The 19,649-nt window shown below is 72.9% G+C and carries 15 protein-coding genes and 1 tRNA gene; 8 read left to right on the forward strand and 8 right to left on the reverse strand.

All coding sequences use genetic code 11. The features are described 5' to 3' along the window. Window positions 1–117: 117 nt before the first annotated feature. The 3 genes from ettA to ACFV18_RS21770 form a co-directional block, all read right to left on the reverse strand. The gene (gene ettA, locus ACFV18_RS21760) at window positions 118–1,782 is read right to left on the reverse strand and encodes an energy-dependent translational throttle protein EttA (RefSeq protein ID WP_380485597.1); all 1,665 of its coding nucleotides are present in this window, start codon (window positions 1,780–1,782) and stop codon (window positions 118–120) included. A gap of 223 nt (window positions 1,783–2,005) precedes the next feature. Beyond that, a complete protein-coding gene (locus ACFV18_RS21765) occupies window positions 2,006–3,421 on the reverse strand; it encodes a Cys-Gln thioester bond-forming surface protein (RefSeq protein ID WP_380485599.1) in 1,416 nt (471 codons plus the stop codon). A gap of 272 nt (window positions 3,422–3,693) precedes the next feature. Beyond that, window positions 3,694–4,326 carry a single-stranded DNA-binding protein gene (locus ACFV18_RS21770; RefSeq protein ID WP_380485601.1) on the reverse strand — a complete coding sequence of 211 codons (633 nt, stop codon included), beginning with the start codon at window positions 4,324–4,326 and terminating at the stop codon, window positions 3,694–3,696. A gap of 613 nt (window positions 4,327–4,939) precedes the next feature. Here ACFV18_RS21770 and ACFV18_RS21775 point away from each other — a divergent pair. Continuing rightward, window positions 4,940–5,012: transfer RNA gene (locus ACFV18_RS21775), tRNA-Arg, on the forward strand. Window positions 5,013–5,170: 158 nt separating this feature from the next. Here the strand turns inward: ACFV18_RS21775 and ACFV18_RS21780 are convergent. Continuing rightward, the gene (locus ACFV18_RS21780; protein ID WP_380485603.1) at window positions 5,171–5,803 is read right to left on the reverse strand and encodes a TetR/AcrR family transcriptional regulator; all 633 of its coding nucleotides are present in this window, start codon (window positions 5,801–5,803) and stop codon (window positions 5,171–5,173) included. A 59-nt stretch (window positions 5,804–5,862) separates the two neighbouring features. On the opposite strand from ACFV18_RS21780, the gene ACFV18_RS21785 reads away from it, so the two are divergent. Both ACFV18_RS21785 and ACFV18_RS21790 read left to right on the forward strand, forming a co-directional pair. Then, window positions 5,863–6,420: a GNAT family N-acetyltransferase gene (locus ACFV18_RS21785; RefSeq protein ID WP_380485605.1), complete on the forward strand. Its 558-nt coding sequence runs from the start codon at window positions 5,863–5,865 to the stop codon at window positions 6,418–6,420. A 77-nt stretch (window positions 6,421–6,497) separates the two neighbouring features. Next, entirely contained in the window at window positions 6,498–7,322 is an 825-nt protein-coding gene (locus ACFV18_RS21790) for an enoyl-CoA hydratase/isomerase family protein (protein ID WP_380485607.1), read from the forward strand. A gap of 213 nt (window positions 7,323–7,535) precedes the next feature. Here the strand turns inward: ACFV18_RS21790 and ACFV18_RS21795 are convergent, their stop codons facing one another. Then, the gene (locus ACFV18_RS21795) at window positions 7,536–8,753 is read right to left on the reverse strand and encodes an acyl-CoA dehydrogenase family protein (RefSeq protein WP_380485609.1); all 1,218 of its coding nucleotides are present in this window, start codon (window positions 8,751–8,753) and stop codon (window positions 7,536–7,538) included. 147 nt (window positions 8,754–8,900) lie between these two features. On the opposite strand from ACFV18_RS21795, the gene ACFV18_RS21800 reads away from it, so the two are divergent. Continuing rightward, on the forward strand, window positions 8,901–9,509 hold the full coding sequence (locus ACFV18_RS21800; protein WP_380485611.1) for a TetR family transcriptional regulator: 609 nt from the start codon (window positions 8,901–8,903) through the stop codon (window positions 9,507–9,509). 99 nt (window positions 9,510–9,608) lie between these two features. Continuing rightward, complete coding sequence (locus tag ACFV18_RS21805) at window positions 9,609–10,802, forward strand: glycoside hydrolase family 5 protein (protein WP_380485613.1); 1,194 nt, start codon at window positions 9,609–9,611, stop codon at window positions 10,800–10,802. Window positions 10,803–10,921: 119 nt separating this feature from the next. Here the strand turns inward: ACFV18_RS21805 and ACFV18_RS21810 are convergent, their stop codons facing one another. Next, the gene (locus tag ACFV18_RS21810; RefSeq protein WP_380485615.1) at window positions 10,922–12,946 is read right to left on the reverse strand and encodes a M3 family metallopeptidase; all 2,025 of its coding nucleotides are present in this window, start codon (window positions 12,944–12,946) and stop codon (window positions 10,922–10,924) included. A gap of 144 nt (window positions 12,947–13,090) precedes the next feature. Here ACFV18_RS21810 and ACFV18_RS21815 point away from each other — a divergent pair, with 144 nt between their 5' ends. Next, a complete protein-coding gene (locus ACFV18_RS21815) occupies window positions 13,091–14,779 on the forward strand; it encodes a bifunctional 3'-5' exonuclease/DNA polymerase (protein ID WP_380485617.1) in 1,689 nt (562 codons plus the stop codon). Here ACFV18_RS21815 and ACFV18_RS21820 read toward each other — a convergent pair whose 3' ends face one another. Continuing rightward, window positions 14,780–15,961 (reverse strand): PP2C family protein-serine/threonine phosphatase, encoded by a 1,182-nt coding sequence (locus ACFV18_RS21820; protein ID WP_380485619.1) that lies wholly within the window; start codon window positions 15,959–15,961, stop codon window positions 14,780–14,782. A 254-nt stretch (window positions 15,962–16,215) separates the two neighbouring features. Between ACFV18_RS21820 and ACFV18_RS21825 the strand changes: the two genes are divergently transcribed. After that, window positions 16,216–16,434, forward strand: a complete 219-nt coding sequence (locus ACFV18_RS21825; RefSeq protein WP_380485620.1) for a heavy-metal-associated domain-containing protein — start codon at window positions 16,216–16,218, stop codon at window positions 16,432–16,434. A 57-nt stretch (window positions 16,435–16,491) separates the two neighbouring features. Continuing rightward, entirely contained in the window at window positions 16,492–18,744 is a 2,253-nt protein-coding gene (locus ACFV18_RS21830; RefSeq protein ID WP_380485622.1) for a heavy metal translocating P-type ATPase, read from the forward strand. Between the two features lie 19 nt (window positions 18,745–18,763). On the opposite strand, the gene ACFV18_RS21835 is transcribed toward ACFV18_RS21830, so the two are convergent. Next, window positions 18,764–19,483, reverse strand: a complete 720-nt coding sequence (locus tag ACFV18_RS21835) for an SDR family NAD(P)-dependent oxidoreductase (RefSeq protein ID WP_380485624.1) — start codon at window positions 19,481–19,483, stop codon at window positions 18,764–18,766. Window positions 19,484–19,649 lie beyond the last annotated feature (166 nt).

Genomic DNA, 19,649 nt, shown 5'->3' on the forward strand with positions numbered 1-19,649 from the left:
TGGTGGGGCGGGCCCGGGTGTTCGCCTCACACCGGGGGCCCCCGCTGGACCCCTCGGGGCGGCGCCCGGCAGGCCGCCCCGGGGGGGGGGCGGCCGGGCCGCCGTGCGAACCGCGGATCAGCCGCGGGTCAGCTTCTTGTAGGTCGCGCGGTGCGGGCGGGCCGCATCGGCGCCCAGGCGCTCGATCTTGTTCTTCTCGTAGGACTCGAAGTTGCCCTCGAACCAGAACCACTTGCTGTCGCCCTCGTAGGCGAGGATGTGGGTGGCCACTCGGTCCAGGAACCAGCGGTCGTGGGAGATGACCACGGCGCAGCCGGGGAACTCCAGCAGCGCGTTCTCCAGCGAGGACAGCGTCTCGACGTCGAGGTCGTTGGTCGGCTCGTCGAGGAGCAGCAGGTTGCCGCCCTGCTTGAGGGTGAGCGCCAGGTTGAGGCGGTTGCGCTCACCACCGGACAGCACGCCGGCCGGCTTCTGCTGGTCCGGGCCCTTGAAGCCGAAGGCGGAGACGTACGCGCGGGACGGCATCTCGACCTGGCCGACGTTGATCCAGTCGAGGCCGTCGGAGACGACCTCCCACAGGGTCTTCTTCGGGTCGATGTTGGAGCGGGTCTGGTCGACGTAGCTGATCTTGACGGTCTCGCCGACCTTGACGGTGCCGCTGTCCGGGGTCTCCAGGTCCTGGAGCATCTTGAACAGGGTGGTCTTGCCGGCGCCGTTCGGGCCGATGATGCCGACGATGCCGTTGCGCGGCAGGGTGAAGCTCAGGTCTTCGATCAGCACCTTCTCGCCGAAGGCCTTGTTGAGCTTGTCGACCTCGATGACGACGCTGCCCAGACGCGGGCCCGGCGGGATCTGGATCTCCTCGAAGTCCAGCTTCCGCATCTTGTCGGCCTCGGCCGCCATCTCCTCGTAACGGGCGAGACGGGCCTTGGACTTGGCCTGGCGGCCCTTGGCGTTGGAGCGGACCCACTCCAGCTCTTCCTTGAGCCGCTTGGCGCGCTTGGCGTCCTTCTGGCCCTCGACCTTGAGACGGGTCTGCTTGGTCTCCAGGTAGGTGGAGTAGTTGCCCTCGTACGGGTAGGCGCGGCCGCGGTCGAGCTCGAGGATCCACTCGGCGACGTTGTCCAGGAAGTACCGGTCGTGGGTGACGGCGACGACGGTGCCGGGGTACTTCTCCAGGTGCTGCTCCAGCCAGTTCACCGACTCGGCGTCCAGGTGGTTGGTGGGCTCGTCGAGCAGCAGCAGGTCGGGCTGCTCCAGCAGCAGCTTGCACAGCGCCACGCGGCGCTTCTCGCCACCGGACAGCTTGGTGACCGGCCAGTCACCGGGCGGGCAGCCCAGCGCGTCCATGGCCTGCTCCAGCTGGGCGTCCAAGTCCCAGGCGTTGGCGTGGTCCAGGTCCTCCTGGAGCTTGCCCATCTCTTCGAGCAGCGCGTCCGAGTAGTCGGTCGCCATCAGCTCGGCGATCTCGTTGAACCGGTCGAGCTTGCCCTTGGTCTCCTTGACGCCGTCCTGGACGTTCTCCAGCACGGTCTTCGTCTCGTCCAGCGGCGGCTCCTGCTGGAGCATGCCGACGGTGAAGCCCGGCGAGAGGAAGGCGTCACCGTTGGAGGGCTGGTCCAGACCGGCCATCATCCGCAGCACGGTGGACTTGCCGGCGCCGTTGGGGCCGACGACGCCGATCTTCGCCCCGGGGAGGAAGGAGAGCGTCACGTCGTCAAGGATGACCTTGTCGCCGTGTGCCTTGCGCACCTTGCGCATGGTGTAGATGTATTCCGCCACGTGAGATCGCTCCGGCGTCGTCGTCGAGTAATCGGCTTGCAGCCTTCCATTGTGCCGTAAGGCCGGTGCCGCCCCGAACGCCCTTCGGGGTGCGCGGTGACGGCGGCCTGCCGGGCCGCGGCTGCGGGCGGCCCAGGACGCGAACGGCCCCGCCCCCTGTATGCGGGGGCGGGGCCGTCCCCTCCCCCCGACCGGATGGCCGGGGAGAGGGTCAGCGTGCGGGTCAGGCGCGGCTGTGGCGGCCGCGGCGGCGCAGGGCGTAGACCGCGGCGGCACCGGCGACGACCAGCGCGCCGGCGATCGCGGCGGTGATGCCGGTGCCCATGCCACCACCGGTGGAGGCCAGCTCAGGACCGGACGAGCTGGGCTTCGGGGTGGCCGGCGGGGTGGTCGGCGGCAGGCTGACGCTGTCGGTCTTGCAGTTCAGCACCCCGCTGAAGGTCTGCGAGAAGCCGCCCGGGCCGGTGACGGTGAAGTTGTAGGCGGTGTCCTCGGCGACCGGCAGGACGACGTCCTGGGTGGCGCCGGGCTTCACGGTGACGTCCTTGCCGCCGACGGTGAACTTCCAGTCCCGGTCGCCCTTGTTGGAGACGGTGAGGACCAGCGCGCCCTGCGTGCAGTCGACCTTGCCGGTGGCGGCCGGGATCGGGCCGGTGGGCGCCCAGGCGAGGGTGGCGAGGGCGTTGACCTTGACCTTGTTGCTGCCGGCCAGGATCAGCGTCTGGCTGTGCTTGCCGTTCTCGTCGCCGACGAACGCCCGGCCGAGCTTGATGGTGGCGGAGGCGTCCGCGTTGATGGTGGCGGTGCCGGCGTCCGCACCGGCCGGGACCTTCGCGAACAGCTGGTCGCCGTTCTTGGCGGTCTTCACCGTGGCGCCGTTCTTGTCGACCAGGGTGACGCCCGCGTCGGTGCCCTTCTTGTCGAGGGCGACGGCGATGTCGGCGGCACCGCCACCGGTGGTGACGGTGATCGGGCCGAGCGTCTCGCCGCTCTTGCCGGCCACCGAGCCCGGGTTGAGGGCCAGCGAGGGCTTGGGCTCCTCGGCGCCGCCCTTGGCGTCGGCCTGGGCTATCAGCCAGGCGGTGAGCTGCTTGGCCTTCGGGAAGTCGTTGCTCTGCCTGGTCGCGACGTTCGGGTCGGAGAAGTGCCAGATCGCCACCTGGGTGGCCGCGGCGGCGTCGTCCTTGGTCAGACCGTCGATCCCGGACGCCTTGGAGAGCGCGGCCTCGTCGATGTTCGGGAAGGAGTTCTCGAGGATCCACTGGATCTTCGGGCCGGCCTTGGCCTTGACCTTCTCCGGCTGGGAGAGCGAGGTGGAGGCCCAGTCGGTCTCGTGGTACGTGGCGTTCTTGAGCGTGTCGTTGAGCAGGTCGATGCAGTAGACGTCCAGGGTGCTCTCGGTGCCGACCACACCGAGGGTGAACTGTCCTGCGGGGATGGCCAGCCAGTGGCCGGGGCTCACCTCGTGTTCGATCTTCTCGCCGTAGCGGACGCCGCCCTGCAGCTTCCCGGTCACTCCCGAGTGGCCGTCGGCCGCGGCGGCGGTGCCGGTGGCGAGCAGCCCCGACCCGACGACAAGACCGGACGCGAGCATGACAGCAACGATGCGGGAGACAGCCCGCCCCTGCTTGTGGAACATGTGCGATCCCTCCGGGCGGCGACGTGCCGGTGGCAACCCGCCCCCTGCAAAGCGGCAACCCCCTGTGGCGCCGCTGCACGTGTGTGGACCAGACGCATCCTATTGACGCCGCCCGAGCGCTCGGCGCCCGTAGCAAATCAGGACGATATCGTGGCTGTTTCGTTATCAAGGAGCGGTCTGCCAGCGGGAGTTGATGAGTCGACATAAAGCCATGGACCGCCGCCGCGGCAATCAGGATTGCACCGATCGGTGCCTCAGGTGCCCAGAATCCGTCAGTTCAGAACCTCCTCCGTCACATCCGAACCCCCCGGCCCCGCGGACCCGGCGGTCCCACCCGTCGGGCCGCCCGCCGCACCACCGGCCGCCCCGGCCGCGGCCGCCGCCGCATCGGCCTCCCGGCGGGCCGCCACCGCTTTGACGATCCATTCCGGCACCGCCTCCTCCACCAGTCGCACCGCCCGCGATCCGCCCCGGGCCGGGCCGGTCGGCCACTCGGCCGCCGAACTGCCCTGCACCACCGCCGTTCTGGCCTCCGCCACCCGGGCCTCCACCGCGCGCTTGAAGACCGCGGTGCCGCGGGTGAGATCGTGCCCCACCGCGCGGGCGTCGATCTCCACCTCGGTGCGCCGACTGCTCTCCTCCCCCCATTCGCGCACCCGCAGCCGCCCGCTCACCACCAGCGGGTCTCCCTTGGTGACCGAACTGACCACATTGACGGCGAGCCGCCGCCAGGCCACCACCGTCACCCAGGTGGTCTCGCCATCCGCCCAATCCCCGCGCTCCCGGTCGTAGCGCCGCTCGGTGGCGGCCAGTCGGAAGCTGGCAACGGCCACGCCGCCGGCCGTCTCCCGGTACGTCACATTCGAGGCCGCATTGCCGACCATCGTCACCAGCGCGCCGTCCATTCCCCTGCCTCCGTTCTCCGGCCGCCGCACCGGCCGAACCGCTTTTCGCCGACGGTATTTCCGCCGCGGACAGATCCTCCGCCCATCGGCGAATTCGGACCAGCAACTTCGCCTCCCCTGTGGAAAACTCGGCCCTGTGGAAAACCTCGATAACTCGGGAGAGTGAAATGTCGGTGATTTCCTGTTCGGAATCGATCACTTGAAGTGACAAGCTGGAGGCGTGTCCACGACAAATCACGCCGTGCCCCCACTGGACACCCGTACGCCACCGCCGAAACCCCGAACGGGCGGACGTCAACTCGCCCCGTCCATGTCATCCGCCGGAACGAACCCCTAAACATGCCCCCACCCGCGGGCCGGTTCGGGGGATTGCCGCGCCGAATGCATAACGGGTGGGGAGACAGCCCCGTAACGACTGCACAACGTCCGGCTCCAGGACGCCACAGGACGCTGCGCACCACGGCACTACCTGCGATTATCGGACCGCCCCGTGGAGGCCGACACACCCCTGTCCGGTCTTCCAAGTCCAGGTGGCGGAACTGAACACCCGTATCCTGTCCCGGAACATCCCGTCCGGCGCCCAGGCCCGGCAAGCGGGCCGACGTCACACCCGGCCCCCATAGCTCAGCGGATAGAGCACCCGCCTTCTAAGCGGTAGGTCGCAGGTTCGAATCCTGCTGGGGGCACACCACACTCCGGCGACCCGTCGAGGAGCCCCACCCCCGCCCCGGCCAGTCCGGTCGGCCCCCGGTCAGCCCAGGCCGACCTCCGCCAGTCCCCACCCCGCGCCGGCCAGTCCCGGTCTGCCCCACCAGTCCCCCGCCAGTCCCTGCCCGGCCCCCGGTCAGCCCCCGGCCGGGCCCGGCCCCTCCCCCGCCACCAGGCCGGCCAGGAACCCGTCCAGCAGCGCGCGTTGGCGCTCCGGCGGGAATTCGGCGGGCGCGAACAGCGCCTGCACCACCAGTCCGAGCGCGAAGGACTGGGCCAGCGCGGCAAGGTCCGCGGCCGGCCGGTCGGTGGGGAGTTCGCCCCGTTCCTGGGCCTCGGCGCACAGCTCGGTCATCCGCCGCCGGCTGCGGCGGTAGCGCTCGGCGTGTTCGGCGGTCAGTTCGGGGTCGGTGAGCGCGACGTCCCAGGAGCCGACCCAGATCCGGTTGCCGGCCGCGCCCGCGCCGTCCAGCGGCAGGATGTCGAGCAGGGCGGCGCGCAGCACGGTCAGGCCGCGGGCGGTGGCGGCTTCGGCGGTGGCGGGGCGGTGGCGTTCGGCGGACTGCCGGTCGAGGACGTCCAGTGCGTGTGCGACCAGGGCCCGCTTGTTGGGGAAGTAGTGGGTGAGCAGCCCGGTGGAGGCGCCGAGTTCGGCGGCCACGGCGCGCAGGGTGAGTCCGCCGAAGCCGCGGGCGGCGAGTACCCGCCAGACCGCCTCGGAGACGTCCCGGCGGCGGGCTTCATGGTCTCCGCGAGCGGGTGGTGTCATCGCGCTAGGGTACCTACCAAACGTTTGTTATGTATGTCGGAACACCGGAGGGGCCGCCCATGTACACCGTCGCACTCGCCGAGAACGCCGAGCTCCGCCCGCTGGAGCCGTGGCAGGCCGAGGAGTTCCTGGCGCACATGGACCGCGCCCGGGCCACCGTCGACCCGTTCATCCCGTGGGCCGCCTCCAGCACCGACCTGGCGTCGGCCCGCGCGACCCTGCAGCGGTACGCCGACAAGCAGGCCGGCGACACCGGCCGGATCTACGGGATCTGGCTCGACGGCACCCTGGTCGGCGGGACGATGTTCGTCCACTTCGACGCCAAGGGCGGGGTGTGCGAGATCGGCGTGTGGTCGGAGCCGGCCGGCCGGGGCCGCGGGCTGGTCACCGAGGCGGTCCGGCACCTGCTGGACTACGCGCTGCTGGAGCGCGGCCTGTACCGCGCCGAGTGGTGGAACTCCACGGTGAACCCGCGCAGCCGGGCGACCGCCCAGCGCCTGGGCATGACCCTGGACGGGACGCTGCGCAAGTACACCGAGCACCGCGGCGAGCGCCTGGACCTGGAGATCTGGTCGATGCTGGCGCCGGAGTGGCGGACGGCCCGCCAGGCGGCTTGATCCGGATCACATGGCCCGCACCCGGCGCGCTGTGGAAGGCTGACGCCCGCCCCTTCCCCAGCGTCCCGGAGGCCGTGATGTCCGCGAGCACCGATCCGCTCGACCGCCCCGGCCCCGGGGACACCGAGTTGCCGACCGAGGTGGCGGGCCTGCGCTGCTGGGTGGGCGCGGACGGGGTGGCAACGGTGCTGCTGGACCGGCCGGAGCGCCGCAACGCGGTGACCGGCGCCATGTGGCGGGCGCTGCCGGGCCTGCTGGCCGAGCTGGGTACCCGCACCGACGTGCGGGCGCTGCTGCTGACCGGCGCGGAGGGCACCTTCTCGGCCGGTGCGGACATCGCCGAACTCGCCGAGGTGTACGCCGATCCGGCCGCCGCGGACGCCTACCACGCGTTGAACGTGGCGGCCGAGGAGGCGCTGGCGGCCTTCCCGCGCCCGACGCTGGCGGTGATCCGGGGCGCCTGCGTGGGCGGCGGCTGCCAGCTGGCGGTCGCCTGCGACCTGCGGTTCGCCGCCGAGGACGCCCGGCTCGGCATCACCCCGGCCAAGCTGGGCGTGGTGTACCCGGCGGTGCCGACGCTGCGGCTGGCCGCGCTGGTCGGCCCGGCCCGGGCCAAGTACCTGCTGTTCTCCGGCACGCTCGTCCCGGCCGCCCGCGCGGAGCTCTTCGGCCTGCTGGACGAGGTCGTCCCGGCCGGCGAACTCGACTCCCGGGCGCGGGAGTTCGCCCGCCTGCTGACCCATCGTTCGCCGCAGACGATCGGCGCGGTGAAGGCGGCGCTGGCCGTCGCCCCGGCAGACGCGGCGGCCGCCCTGGAGCCCTGGGAGCGCGCCTCCCGCACGGCGCCGGACGTCCGTGAGGGCCTGGCGGCGTTCCTGGAGCGCCGCGAGCCGAGTTTCTGATCGGCGCACAGCGGCCCGCCGGTGCCGCCCGATTTCCGATGGTCCGATCGCCACACCGCGAGTCCGGCCCATTCGGAAGAGCAGCATGTCCGCCCCCGCCGTCGAGACCGCCCGGGCCTGCCGAATCAGCGACGGCGTGGAGCCGAAGAACGTGATCATCGCGGTGGTCCCGCGTGGTGCAGCGGGACCACACCCGGGCCGGCGGGTGGCCCGTCAGCGGATCGGCGCGCCGGAGATGGCCCGGGCGATGACCAGGCGCTGGATCTCGCTGGTGCCCTCGAAGACGGTGTAGATGGCGCTGTCGCGGTGCATCCGCTCGACCGGGTATTCGCGGGTGAAGCCGTTGCCGCCGAGGATCTGCATGGCCTGCGCGGTGACGAACTTGGCCGTCTCGCCGGCGTACAGCTTGGACATCGAGCCTTCGGCGTTGGTGAACGGCTGGTTGTTGACGGCCATCCAGGAGGCCCGCCAGACCAGCAGCCGGGCCGCGTCGATCCGGGTCTTCATGTCGGCCAGCTGGAAGGCGACGCCCTGGTTCTCGATGATCGGCTTGCCGAACTGGACCCGGGTCCTGGCGTAGTCGAGGGCGACCTCGTACGCGGCCCGGGCGATGCCGATGGCCTGCGCGCCAACGGCCGGGCGGGAGGCCTCGAAGGTGGCCATCGCGGCGTTCTTGCCGCCGCCCTTGCTGCCCTCGCGGGCCCGGGCGAGGCGGGCGTCCAGCTTCTCCTTGCCGCCGAGCAGGCAGTGGCCGGGGATCCGTACGTCGTCGAGGACGACCTCGGCGGTGTGCGAGGCACGGATGCCGTGCTTCTTGAACTTCTGGCCCTGGCTCAGGCCCTTGGTGCCGGGCGGGATCAGGAAGGACGCCTGGCCGCGCGCGCCGAGCTCGGGGTCGACGGTGGCGACCACCACGTGGACGTGGGCGATGCCGCCGTTGGTGGCCCAGGTCTTGGTGCCGTTGATCACCCACTCGTCCTTGGCCTGGTCGTAGACGGCGCGGGTGCGCAGCGCGGAGACGTCGGAGCCGGCGTCGGGCTCGGAGGAGCAGAACGCGGCGACCTTGACGTCCTCGGGGGTGCCGAACATCTGCGGCGCCCAGGTGCCGATCTGCTCGTCGGTGCCGTTGGCGAGCACGGCGACGGCGGCCAGGGTGGTGCCGGTGATGGCCAGGCCGATGCCGGCGTCGCCCCAGAACAGTTCCTCCATGGCGATCGGGATGCCGACGCCGGACGGGTCGAAGAACTGCTGGGCGTAGAAGTCGAGCGAGTAGATGCCGATCTTGGCGGCCTCCTGGATGATCGGCCAGGGGGTCTCCTCGCGCTCGTCCCACTCGGCGGCGGCCGGACGGATGACGTCGGCGGCGAAGCCGTGCAGCCAGTCGCGGACGGCGATCTGGTCCGGCCCGGGGTCGAGCGAGAAGGTGGTCATGGTCGGCCTCCATGAGACGGGGATGCGGGCCGGAGCGTCCGCGCCACTGCGCTGTTACCTCCGGTAACATGGTGGCGAGTCTGCTACCGATAGGTAACCGGTGTCAACGCCCGTCCCGGGCCGCCCTGCACGCACGAGGAGCAGCACATGACCAGCGAACCCCGCCGCGAACAACTGCTCAACGCCGCCGACCGGGTCGTCCAGCGCGAGGGCCCGAGCGCCAGCATGAACGCGATCGCCGCCGAGGCGGGCATCACGAAGCCCATCCTGTACCGGCACTTCGGCGACCGGAACGGCCTGATCGGCGCACTGACGGCACGTCACACGGCCGGACTGCTGGCCGCCGTCCGGGCCGCCCTCAACGAGCCGCTGGAGCGCCGCGACCGGGTCGAGCACGTGCTGGACATCTACCTGGCCGCGATCGAGGCCCGCCCGCAGGTGTACCGGCTGCTCACCCACCCCGAGCCCGGCGACCCCACCGGCGCGGGCAACGCGCTGGCGCCGGCGCTGCGGCAGATCGCCGAGGAGATCACCCGGGCCATCCAGCAGCAGATCGACCTCGGGCAGGACGGGCCGCTGCTCTCCGAGACCTGGGGCCGCTCGATCACCGGCATGGTGCTGGCGGCCGGCGACTGGTGGCTGGAGACCCGCCCCTGCCCGCGCGCCCGGATGGTGCAGGCACTGGCCGACCTGCTGTGGGGCCGGCTCTCCGCCGCCGCCGACCTGCCGCCGATGATCGTCGCCCCGGAGGCCTGACCGCCCGTCAAACATGAGCGGGTCTCACCTCTTGTGCGGCGGGGACGGCTCCGGCAGGATCGGCGCACTCCCTCCCCCCACCCCGCCGCGAGGTGTCCCGTGCGCGTCCGCCGCTCCGCCGCCGCCCTGCTGCTCACCGCCGCCGTCGTCCTCGGCACCGTCTCGGCCGGCCCGCCCGTCGACCGCGCCGACCGGTTCGACGCCCGCAAGGTCTCCGCCACCACCCTCCCCGACGGCCGCACCGCCTTCACCGACCGGCACGGCCGCGTCCTCGACCTGCGTGGCTTCAACCTCGACAAGTACGACGAGACCACCGAGGCCGACCTGCGCGACCTCGCCTCGCACGGCTTCCGGCTGATCCGCGTCGCCGTCTCCTGGGCCCGCCTCGAACCCGACCCCGGCCGCTACGACCGGGCCCAGCTCGCCCGCCTGCACCGCATCCTGGACTGGGCCGAGAAGTACCACCTGTACGCCGTCGTCGACTTCCACCAGGACGTCTACGGGCAGTACTTCGGCGGCGGAAAGGGCGGCGCGCCCAGCTGGGCCACCCGCGACGACGGCCTGCCGTTCACGCCCGACCCGAACGACTGGTTCGCCGGCTACTTCCAGCCCTCCGTCCAGGCCGCCTTCCGCCACCTCTACGACGACCGCGACCTGCACCGCGCCCAGGCCGACCTGTACACCACCGTCGCCCGCGAACTGCGCGGCCACCGCGCCCTACTGGGCTACGACCTGTTCAACGAGCCGTTCGGCCCGGTGGACGGCGACCCCACCGACCCGGCCGTCCTCGCCGCCTCCGCCGCCGCCCTCGAACAGGGCCGGCTCCCCGCCATGTACCGCCGCCTGATCACGGCGGTCCGTCAGGCCGACCGCGACGCCTGGCTGTTCGTCGAACCCACCGTCCTGGTCGGCCAGGGCGTCCCCACCAGGCTCCCCGCCTTCACCGACCCCCGCCCCGGCGCCGACCGGATCGGCTACGCCCCGCACTTCTACGACACCGCCGTCGAAGCCGGCCGCGACTGGGACCCGGCCGGCGGCTTCATCGACGCCTACACCGACGCCATCACCGCCTACCCCCGCGCCCACCACCTCCCCGTCCTGGTCGGCGAATGGGGCCCGCCCAGCGCCGCCACCCCGGGCAACGCCGAACTGATCCGCCGCCAGGTCACCGCGATGAACGGCTTCGCCGCCGCCTGGACCATGTGGTACTGGTGCCGGGGCACCGGCGGCTACTGCGCCCTCACCCCCACCGGCAACCCGGCCCCCGGCTACGGCCCTGTCTTCACCGAATAGACGTCACAGGACCCCCGCGCCCCGACCGGGGCGCGGGGGTCCCCCAGCGAAGCGAGGGTGCGAACTGCGCGAGCAGGACCGAGGGCGCACGCGACGAACCCGCACGCCCTGCGGCCCGGCTACTTCAGCCCGCGCCGAACCAGCAGCGGCTCGATCGACGCATCCCGCCCCAGCACCGCCCGCACACACTCCATCGCGTCCCGGCTCCCGCCCCGCGACAGCAGCTCGGCCCGGAACAGCTCCCCGCTCTCCCGCACCGCGCGCCCGCCCTCCCGGAACCACTCCACCGTCTCGGCGTCCAGCACCTCGGACCAGATGTACGCGTAGTACCCGGCGCTGTACCCGTTCGAGAACACGTGGTTGAAGTACCCGGTCCGGTACCGCGGCGGCACCGTCGCCATCCCCACGCCGGCCTCGGCGAGAGCCCGCACCTCGAACGCCTCCGCGTCCTCGACGACCGTCCCGGCGGGCAGCGAGTGCCACGCCCAGTCGAGCAGCGCCGCCGCCAGGTACTCGACGGTGCGGAAGCCCTGCCCGTAGTTCTCGGCGGCCAGCATCCGCTCGACCACCTCGGCGGGCAGCGGCTCGCCGGTGACGTGGTGCCGGGCGTAGTTCGCCAGCACCTCGGGCCAGACCATCCACATCTCGTTGACCTGGGACGGGAACTCCACGAAGTCGCGCGGCACCTCGGTGCCCGCGAACAGCGGGTACGTCACATCGGAGAACAGGCCGTGCAGCGCGTGCCCGAACTCGTGGAACAGCGTCCGCACCTCGTCCCAGCTGAGCAGCGCCGGTTCCCCGGCCGCCGGGTGCGCGATGTTGAGGTTGTTGACCACCACCGGCTTGCCGCCCAGCAGGCGGGACTGCGAGACCAGTTCGTTCATCCACGCGCCGCCGCGCTTGGACTCGCGGGCGAAGAAGTCGCCGATGAACAGGCCCAGCGCGGAGCCGTCCGCGTCGGTCACCTCGAAGACCCGGGCGTCGGGGTGGTAGGCCGTCAGTTCCGGCCGCTCGGTGAACCGCAGGCCGTACGCCAGGTTGGCCGCGAAGAACACGCCGTCGCGCAGCACCCGCTCCAGTTCGAAGTACGGGCGCAGTGCCGCGGTGTCCACGTCGTAGCGCTCGGCGCGCACCTTCTCGGCGTAGAACGCCCAGTCGTGCGCGGCGAGTTCGGTGACGCCGTCGGCGGCCGCGGCGGCCGCCAGCTCGGCGGCCTCGCGCTGCGCGTTGGCCACGGCGGGCCCGACCAGTCGGCCGAGCATCGCGCCGACCGCCTCGACGGTGCCGGCGGTCTCGTCGGCGACCACGTACGCGGCGTGGCTGGCGTGGCCGAGCAGCGCGGCGCGTTCGGCACGCAGCGCGGCCATCCGGGCGGCCAGCGGGCCGTTGGTGTCCAGGCCGCGCCGCAGCGAGGCGGTGAGCAGGCGCTCGCGCAGCGCGCGGTCGGTGAGCTGGGCGAGTTCGGTCTGGTTGGAGAAGTTCTTCAGGCTGAGCACCCAGTGGCCGTCGTGGCCGAGCGCGCGGGCGTTCTCGGCGGCGGCGGCGATCGCGGTGTCGGGCAGCCCGTCGAGGGCGTCGGCGCTGTCCACCACGATCGCGCCGGCCAGCGAGGCCTCGTGGGTGTTCTTGCGGAACGCGGCGGCGTCGGCCGCGAGTTGGGTGTTGATCTCGCGCAGCCGCTGCTGGCCGGCCTCGTCGAGGCGGGCGCCGGCCCGGACGAAGGCGGTGTGGCGGCGCTCCAGCAGGCGCAACGACTCGGCGTCCAGGCCGAGTTCGTGGCGGGTGCGGTGGAGGGTGTCGAGGCGGGCGAACAGCGCCGCGTCGAGGTGGATCGCGTCGGAGTGCGCGGCCAGCCGGGGGCTGATCTCGGCGTCGAGTTCCTGGACTCCGGGGGTGGTGTCGGAGGAGTCCTGGTTCTCGAACACCACGCTCACCCGGCGCAGCACCGCGCCGGAACGCTCCAGCGCCACCACGGTGTTGTCGAAGGTCGGCGGCTCCGGGTCGGCGACGATCGCGGCGACCTCGGCGAGCTGGTCGGCCATGCCCCGCTCGAACGCCGGACGGTAGTGCTCTTCCCGGATCTCGGCGAAGGGCGGAAGCTCGAACACCAGGGTGCTGGGCGAGAAGAAGGGATTGTCGCTCATGTTCGCCGACCCTACGGGGCGCCGGGCCCGGGCGGAACACCGAATCCCCCACCTGCCGTCCTCACGGCGGCTGTCACCGGTACCGGCTACCGTCAACAGGTCCACCCGCACGCCCCCGTACCGCTACCCGGAAGGAGCCGCCCCGTGCGTTACGCCCTGGTGCCCGACCCGCACGGCCCGGGCGGCCGGCTGCGCCCGCTGGCCGAGGACGGCTCCCCGCTCGGCCCGGCCGAGCGGGTGCCGCGGCTGGCCGAGGCGGTGGCTGCGGTGGAGGCCGAGCACGCGCCGCGCTGGGTGTGGCCGACGGCCGACACCGCGTACGGCCCGCTGCTGGCCGAGCTGCCGGACCGGGTGGCGCGCTGCCACGACCTGCGGCTGACGGAGACGCTGCTGCTCGGCCAGGAGGGGCGGCTCGGCGCGCCGCGTTCGCTGGGCGCGGCCTGGGCGCGGCTGCGCGGGCTGCCGGTGCCGGCCGATCTGCCGGAGGGCCTGCTGCCGGACGACGACGGCCTGTTCGCGCCGGACCGGCTCCAACTGCCGCCCGGCACCGATCCGTTGGAGGCCACGGTGGCCGTCCACGCGGAGCAGCTGCGGCGACTCGCGGCGATCGCCGATCCGGCGGCCCGGTCCCGGTTCCGGCTGCTGGTGGCGGCCGAGTCGGCGGGGGCGCTGCTGGCCTGCGAGATGGCGTACGACGGACTGCCGTGGCGTGCCGACGTGCACGACGCGCTGCTGACCGAGCTGCTCGGCCCGCGCCCGACCCTGCCGGGCACGCTGCCCGCGAAGCTGTCCGAGCTCGCCGTGGAGGTCCAGCAGGCGCTCGGCGTCAAGCCGTTCAACCTGGACTCGCACACCAAGGTGATCAAGGCGTTCGCCGACCGCGGCATCCACCTGTCCTCCACCCGCTCGTGGGAGCTGAAGGCGATCGACCACCCGGCGGCCGCCCTGATGATCCGCTACAAGGAGCTGTCGCGGCTGCACACCGCGCACGGCTGGGCCTGGCAGGCGACGTGGGCGCGCGGCGGCCGGTTCCGCCCCGAGTACGTGGTGGGCGGCGTGGTCACCGGCCGCTGGGCGTCCCGGGGCGGCGGCGCGCTGCAGATCCCGCGCACCATGCGCCGCGCCGTGGTCGCCGACCCGGGCTGGCTGCTGGTGGTCGCGGACGCCGCGCAGCTGGAGCCGCGGGTGCTGGCCGCGATGTCCGGCGACCGCGGCCTGGCCCGTACCGCCGCCGGCGGCGACCTGTACGCGGCGCTCGCCGCCAGCGCCTTCCAGGGCGACCGGGAGAAGGCCAAGCTGGGTCTGCTGGGCGCGATGTACGGCCAGACCGGCGGCGGCATCGGCCCGCTGCTGAACACGCTGCGCCGCCGCTATCCGGTCGCGATGGGCTATGTGGAGGCCGCGGCCCGCACCGGCGAGGACGGCGGTGTGGTCTCCTCCCGGCTGGGCCGGGTCTGCCCGCCGCCCTCGGCGGACTGGCTGGACCTCACCGAGGCCCCGGAGGCCGGCGAGGCGGCCGGCCGTTCGGCCCGCGCCCGGGGCCGTTTCACCCGCAACTTCGTCATCCAGGGCAGCGGCGCCGACTGGGCGCTGGCCCTGCTGGCGGCGCTGCGCCGCCGGCTGACCGCGCTGCGCAACGGCCCGGACCGCCCGCACCTGGTGTTCTTCCAGCACGACGAGGTGGTGGTGCACACCCCGGCCGATCTGGCCGACGCGGTGGCCGCCGAGGTCGCCGCGGCCGCCGACGAGGCCGCGGCCCTGGTCTTCGGCGACACCCCGGTGCGCTTTCCGCTCAGCACCGCGGTGGTCGACTGCTACGGCGAGGCCAAGTGATCACCCGGCCGGGCCCGGCCGGGTGATCAGCAGCAGCAGCGCGTCGTCGGCGAGTTCGCCACCGGTGTGCGCCAGTAGGTCGGAGTAGATGCGGGCGACGGCGGTCTCCAGGTCGGCCAGGGAGCGCCAGCCGTCCTTGACCAGCGGGCCGACGCGTTCGGCCAGCGGGTAGAAGGTGCCGGAGCGGCGGCCCTTGGCCTCGACCACGCCGTCGGTGCACAGCACCAGGACGTCCTGCGGGCCGAAGGCGACGGCGGTGGGGCAGGGCGCGCCGGCCGCCGCGAGGTCGCCGAGGCCGAGTGGCAGCCACGGGTCGGTGGCCTCCAGCACCTCGGCGCGGCCGTCGGCGCCGACCCGGATCGGCGGGACGTGTCCGAGGTGCAGCAGTTCGATCCGGCCGGTGGCGCCGAACTCGGCGAACAGCGCGGTGGTGAACTCCCCGTCGGCGACGTGCCGGTGCATGCTGGCCTCGATCCGGCCGGCCACCACGGGCAGTTCGGTCTCGTCGTAGGCGGCCTCGCGGAACGCGCCGAGCACCACGGCCGCGGTCTGCACCGCGCCGAGGCCCTTGCCGCGGACGTCGCCGACCAGCACCCGGGTGCCGTACGGGGTGTCCAGGACGGAGTACAGGTCGCCGCCGATCCGTGCGGCGTCGGCGGCGGAGACGTAGCGCACGGCGAGCCGCAGCGGCCCGACGACCGGTTCGGGCTGGCTCAGCAGCGCCCGTTGGGCGGCCTCCGCGACCGAGCTGACGGCCGTGAAGGCCTCGGCTCGTCGCATCCGCAGTTCGGCGACGAAGGCGCTGAACGCGCTGAGCGCGAGGTAGCTGATCGTCGCGCCGAACAGGAAGCGGCTGTCGGCCGGCGCGGTGACCCTGTCGTAGTAGTGGTTGAGGCCGAACATCACCAGCAGGCCGAGCAGGCAGACCGCGATCAGCTCGCGCGGTTTGAGGGTGAGCGTGGCGATGGACGGCACCACGACCATCAGCGGCGCGAGGTAGGTGCTCGACCCGGCCAGGATGTCGGCCACGGCCACCACGCCGATGGCCAGCAGTGCGGGCGTGGCCCGGCGCAGGACGGAGATGTCCTGCGGGTCGGCGGCGAGCAGCGCGCTGTGGCGGCGGGCGGGCGACGGGTCGCCGCTCCCGGTGGCCGCCGTGCGATCCCGGCGTCGAAGGGGCACATTCCCGAACATATCGGACGCGTACTCGCCCCGCCCTGTTCGGCCGAGCGGGTATCGGAGGGCGGCCCGGCCGTTCGGAGCAGCAGGCGGCGACGGGCCGCCCGCCGTGGCGGACGGGCGACGGGCGCGGACTAGGCTCGGGGGCGGGCCGCCGGTTGCTCCGACCGGAGAAAACACCGGTCACCCCTGGAGGGAATACCCCTAGGGGGTATGCTGTTCCTATCGGTACAAGCGCGAGCGTCCCGGAGGTCTCCATGTCCAGCACCGTCACCTACACCGTCAGCGGCATGAGCTGCGGCCACTGCGAGAAGGCGATCAACGGCGAGGTCTCCGCCCTTCCGGGTGTCACCGCGGTCTCCTCCGACGCCAAGGCCGGTACCGTCACCGTGACCGCCGAGTCCCCGATCGGCGACGAGCAGATCGCCGCCGCCGTGGACGAGGCCGGCTACGAGCTGGTCGGCCGGGCCGCCTGAGCCACCACGGGGGCGGCCGAGCAGTTCCGGCCGCCCCCGCCGAGAAGGAACGAGCCGATGAGCACCACCACCGATCCCGCCGCCCCGTCCGGACCCAGGGAACGCGTCGAACTGGCGATCGGCGGCATGACCTGCGCGTCCTGCGCCGCCCGGATCGAGAAGAAGCTCAACCGCATGGACGGCGTCGAGGCGGGCGTCAACTTCGCGACCGGGAAGGCCCGGGTGGACTTCGGCCCCGGCACCAGCGTCGCCGAGCTGATCGCCACCGTGGAGAAGACCGGCTACACCGCCGAACTCCCGGCGCCCCCCGAGCCCGAACCGGAAGCACCCGCGCCGGAGCCCGACCCCCTGCGCGAGCGGCTGCTGATCAGCGCCGTGCTCAGCCTCCCGGTGGTGCTGCTCTCGATGGTCCCGGCCCTGCAGTTCGACAACTGGCAGTGGCTGGCCTTCGCCCTCACCGGCCCCGTCGTGGTGTACGGCGGCTGGCCGTTCCACCGCGCCGCCGCCTGGACCAACGCCAAGCACGGCGCCGCGACCATGGACACCCTGGTCTCGCTCGGCACCCTGGCCGCCTTCGGCTGGTCGGTGTGGGCGCTGTTCTGGGGGCACGCCGGGATGCCCGGCATGCGGCACTCCTTCGCCTTCACCGTTGACCGCACCGGCGCCTCCTCCACCCTGTACCTGGAGACCGCCGCCGCCGTCACCACCCTGATCCTGCTCGGCCGCTGGCTGGAGGCCCGCTCCAAGCGCCGCGCCGGCGCCGCCCTGCACGCCCTGCTCGACCTCGGCGCCAAGGACGTGGCGGTGCTGCGCGGCGGCCGCGAGAGCCGTGTCCCGATCGGCCAACTCGCGGTCGGCGACCGGTTCGTGGTCCGTCCCGGCGAGAAGATCGCCACCGACGGCACCGTGATCGAGGGCAGCTCCGCCGTGGACGCCTCGATGCTGACCGGCGAGTCGGTGCCGGTCGAGGTCGCCGTCGGCGACCCCGTCACCGGCGCGACCGTCAACGCCGGCGGACGGCTGGTGATCGAAGCCACCCGGGTCGGCGCGGACACCCAACTCGCGCGAATGGCCAAGCTGGTCGAGGACGCGCAGAACGGCAAGGCCGCCGCGCAGCGCCTCGCCGACCGGATCTCCGCCGTCTTCGTGCCCTCCGTCATCCTGATCGCCCTCGCCACCCTGGTCGGGTGGCTGCTGGTCACCGACAGCCCCACCGAGGCGTTCACCGCCGCCGTCGCGGTGCTGATCATCGCCTGCCCCTGCGCCCTGGGTCTGGCCACCCCGACCGCCCTGATGGTCGGCACCGGTCGCGGCGCCCAGCTCGGCATCCTGATCAAGGGCCCCGAGGTTCTGGAGAACACCCGCAAGGTCGACACCATCGTCCTCGACAAGACCGGCACCGTGACCACCGGCAGGATGACCCTGGTCGGCGTCCACACCACCGAGGGCACCACCGAGGACGAGGCACTGCGGCTGGCCGGCGCGCTGGAGCACGCCTCCGAACACCCGATCGCCCAGGCCGTCGCCACCGCCGCACAGGAGAAGTTCGGCGAGCTGAAACCCGTCGAGAGCTTCGAGAACCTGCCCGGGCTGGGCGTGCAGGGCATGGTCGAAGGCCATCAGGTGCTGGCCGGACGCGCCGCACTGCTCGCCGACACGCCCCTGCCGCCCGCCCTCGCCTCCGCCCGGGCCGCCGCCGAACGGGCCGGCCGGACCGCCGTCACCGTCGCCTGGGACGGTGCGGCGCGGGCCGTGCTGGAGGTGGCGGACGCCGTGAAGCCGACCAGCGCGGAGGCGATCGCCGAGCTGCGGGCCCTGGGCCTGCGCCCGGTACTGCTGACCGGTGACAACCGGCTGGTCGCCGAGTCGGTGGCGGCCGAGGTCGGCATCCCCGCCGAGGACGTGATCGCCGAGGTGCTGCCCGAGGACAAGGTCGCCACCGTGCAGCGGCTGCAGGCCGAAGGCCGCACCGTCGCCATGGTCGGCGACGGCGTCAACGACGCGGCCGCCCTCGCCCAGGCCGACCTCGGCCTGGCCATCGGCACCGGCACCGACGCCGCCATCGAGGCCGCCGACCTCACCCTGGTCCGCGGCGACCTCCGCTCCGCCGCCGACGCCATCCGACTGTCCCGGCGCACCCTGGCCACCATCAAGGGCAACCTGTTCTGGGCCTTCGCCTACAACGTCGCCGCCCTGCCACTGGCCGCCACCGGCCTGCTCAACCCCATGATCGCGGGCGCCGCCATGGCCTTCTCCTCGGTCTTCGTGGTCACCAACAGCCTGCGCCTGCGCAACTTCCGACCGGCCTGAACGGACACCGGCCGCCCGGTCAACGCCCGAGCAGTTCACCGCCGTTGCAGTGCAGGATCTCGCCGGTGATGAACCCGGCCTCCTCGGAGGCGAGGAAGCACACGGCGGCGGCGACCTCCCCGGACTCGCCGATCCGCCCGAGCAGGGTGCGCGCCGAGCGGCGGGCGACCTCCGCCTCGTCCAGGCGCGGCCCGAAGAACTCGGTGCCCGCCACCGTGCCGGGCGCCACGATGTTGGCGGTGATCCCGGACGGGCCGAGCTGGGCGGCCAGGAAGTTGTTCCAGGCGTGCAGCGAGGCCTTCGCCGCCCCGTAGGAGCCGGCGCCGCGCAGTGCGGCGATCGAGGAGACGGTGACGACCCGGCCGGAGCCGGGGGTGAGCCGGTCGCGGACGGACTCGGTGAGCAGCACGGCGGTGAGCACGTTGCGCTCGAAGTCGCCGCGCCAGCGGGCCAGTACGGCGTGCGGGCCGGCGCCGAACACCGTCTCCCGGCTGCCGGCGTTGTTGACCAGCACGTCGATCCGGGCGGGCAGCTCGGCCAGGGCGGCCTCCACGGCGTCCGGGTCGGCCAGGTCGCACACCAACGGGGTGACGTTGGGGCCGAGTTCCGCGGTGGCGTGGTCCAGGACGCCGGGGCGGCGGCCGACGATCACCACCCGCTCTCCGGCCTCGGCGAAGCGCCGGGCCACCTCAAGGCCGATGCCGGTGCCTCCACCGGTGACAACAACGTTCCTGGCCATAGCGCACTCCCTCCCTGACCGTTCACCGCTCAGCGGATGGCAGGCGGTCCGTACCGGATTGCCACGATTCCTATCACGCTGGGTTGCGGTGTCTGCGGGGTGGGTGACGCCGCGCGCTCGCCGTGCGGTGTGATATGCGCTCCGCCGTCCGGGTGCGCGGATGCAC

The sequence above is a fragment of the Kitasatospora sp. NPDC059673 genome (genome assembly GCF_042734215.1).
Lineage (GTDB): Bacteria > Actinomycetota > Actinomycetes > Streptomycetales > Streptomycetaceae > Kitasatospora.

Excerpts from the sequence above, each read along its gene's own strand:
- ACFV18_RS21795 (WP_380485609.1), bottom strand. The coding sequence starts at position 8,753 with ATGACCACCTTCTCGCTCGACCCCGGGCCGGACCAGATCGCCGTCCGC.
- ACFV18_RS21810 (WP_380485615.1), bottom strand. The coding sequence starts at position 12,946 with ATGAGCGACAATCCCTTCTTCTCGCCCAGCACCCTGGTGTTCGAGCTT.
- ACFV18_RS21785 (WP_380485605.1), top strand. The coding sequence starts at position 5,863 with ATGTACACCGTCGCACTCGCCGAGAACGCCGAGCTCCGCCCGCTGGAG.
- ACFV18_RS21835 (WP_380485624.1), bottom strand. The coding sequence starts at position 19,483 with ATGGCCAGGAACGTTGTTGTCACCGGTGGAGGCACCGGCATCGGCCTT.
- ACFV18_RS21780 (WP_380485603.1), bottom strand. The coding sequence starts at position 5,803 with ATGACACCACCCGCTCGCGGAGACCATGAAGCCCGCCGCCGGGACGTC.
- ACFV18_RS21770 (WP_380485601.1), bottom strand. The coding sequence starts at position 4,326 with ATGGACGGCGCGCTGGTGACGATGGTCGGCAATGCGGCCTCGAATGTG.
- ACFV18_RS21790 (WP_380485607.1), top strand. The coding sequence starts at position 6,498 with ATGTCCGCGAGCACCGATCCGCTCGACCGCCCCGGCCCCGGGGACACC.
- ACFV18_RS21800 (WP_380485611.1), top strand. The coding sequence starts at position 8,901 with ATGACCAGCGAACCCCGCCGCGAACAACTGCTCAACGCCGCCGACCGG.
- ACFV18_RS21765 (WP_380485599.1), bottom strand. The coding sequence starts at position 3,421 with ATGTTCCACAAGCAGGGGCGGGCTGTCTCCCGCATCGTTGCTGTCATG.
- ACFV18_RS21825 (WP_380485620.1), top strand. The coding sequence starts at position 16,216 with ATGTCCAGCACCGTCACCTACACCGTCAGCGGCATGAGCTGCGGCCAC.
- ACFV18_RS21830 (WP_380485622.1), top strand. The coding sequence starts at position 16,492 with ATGAGCACCACCACCGATCCCGCCGCCCCGTCCGGACCCAGGGAACGC.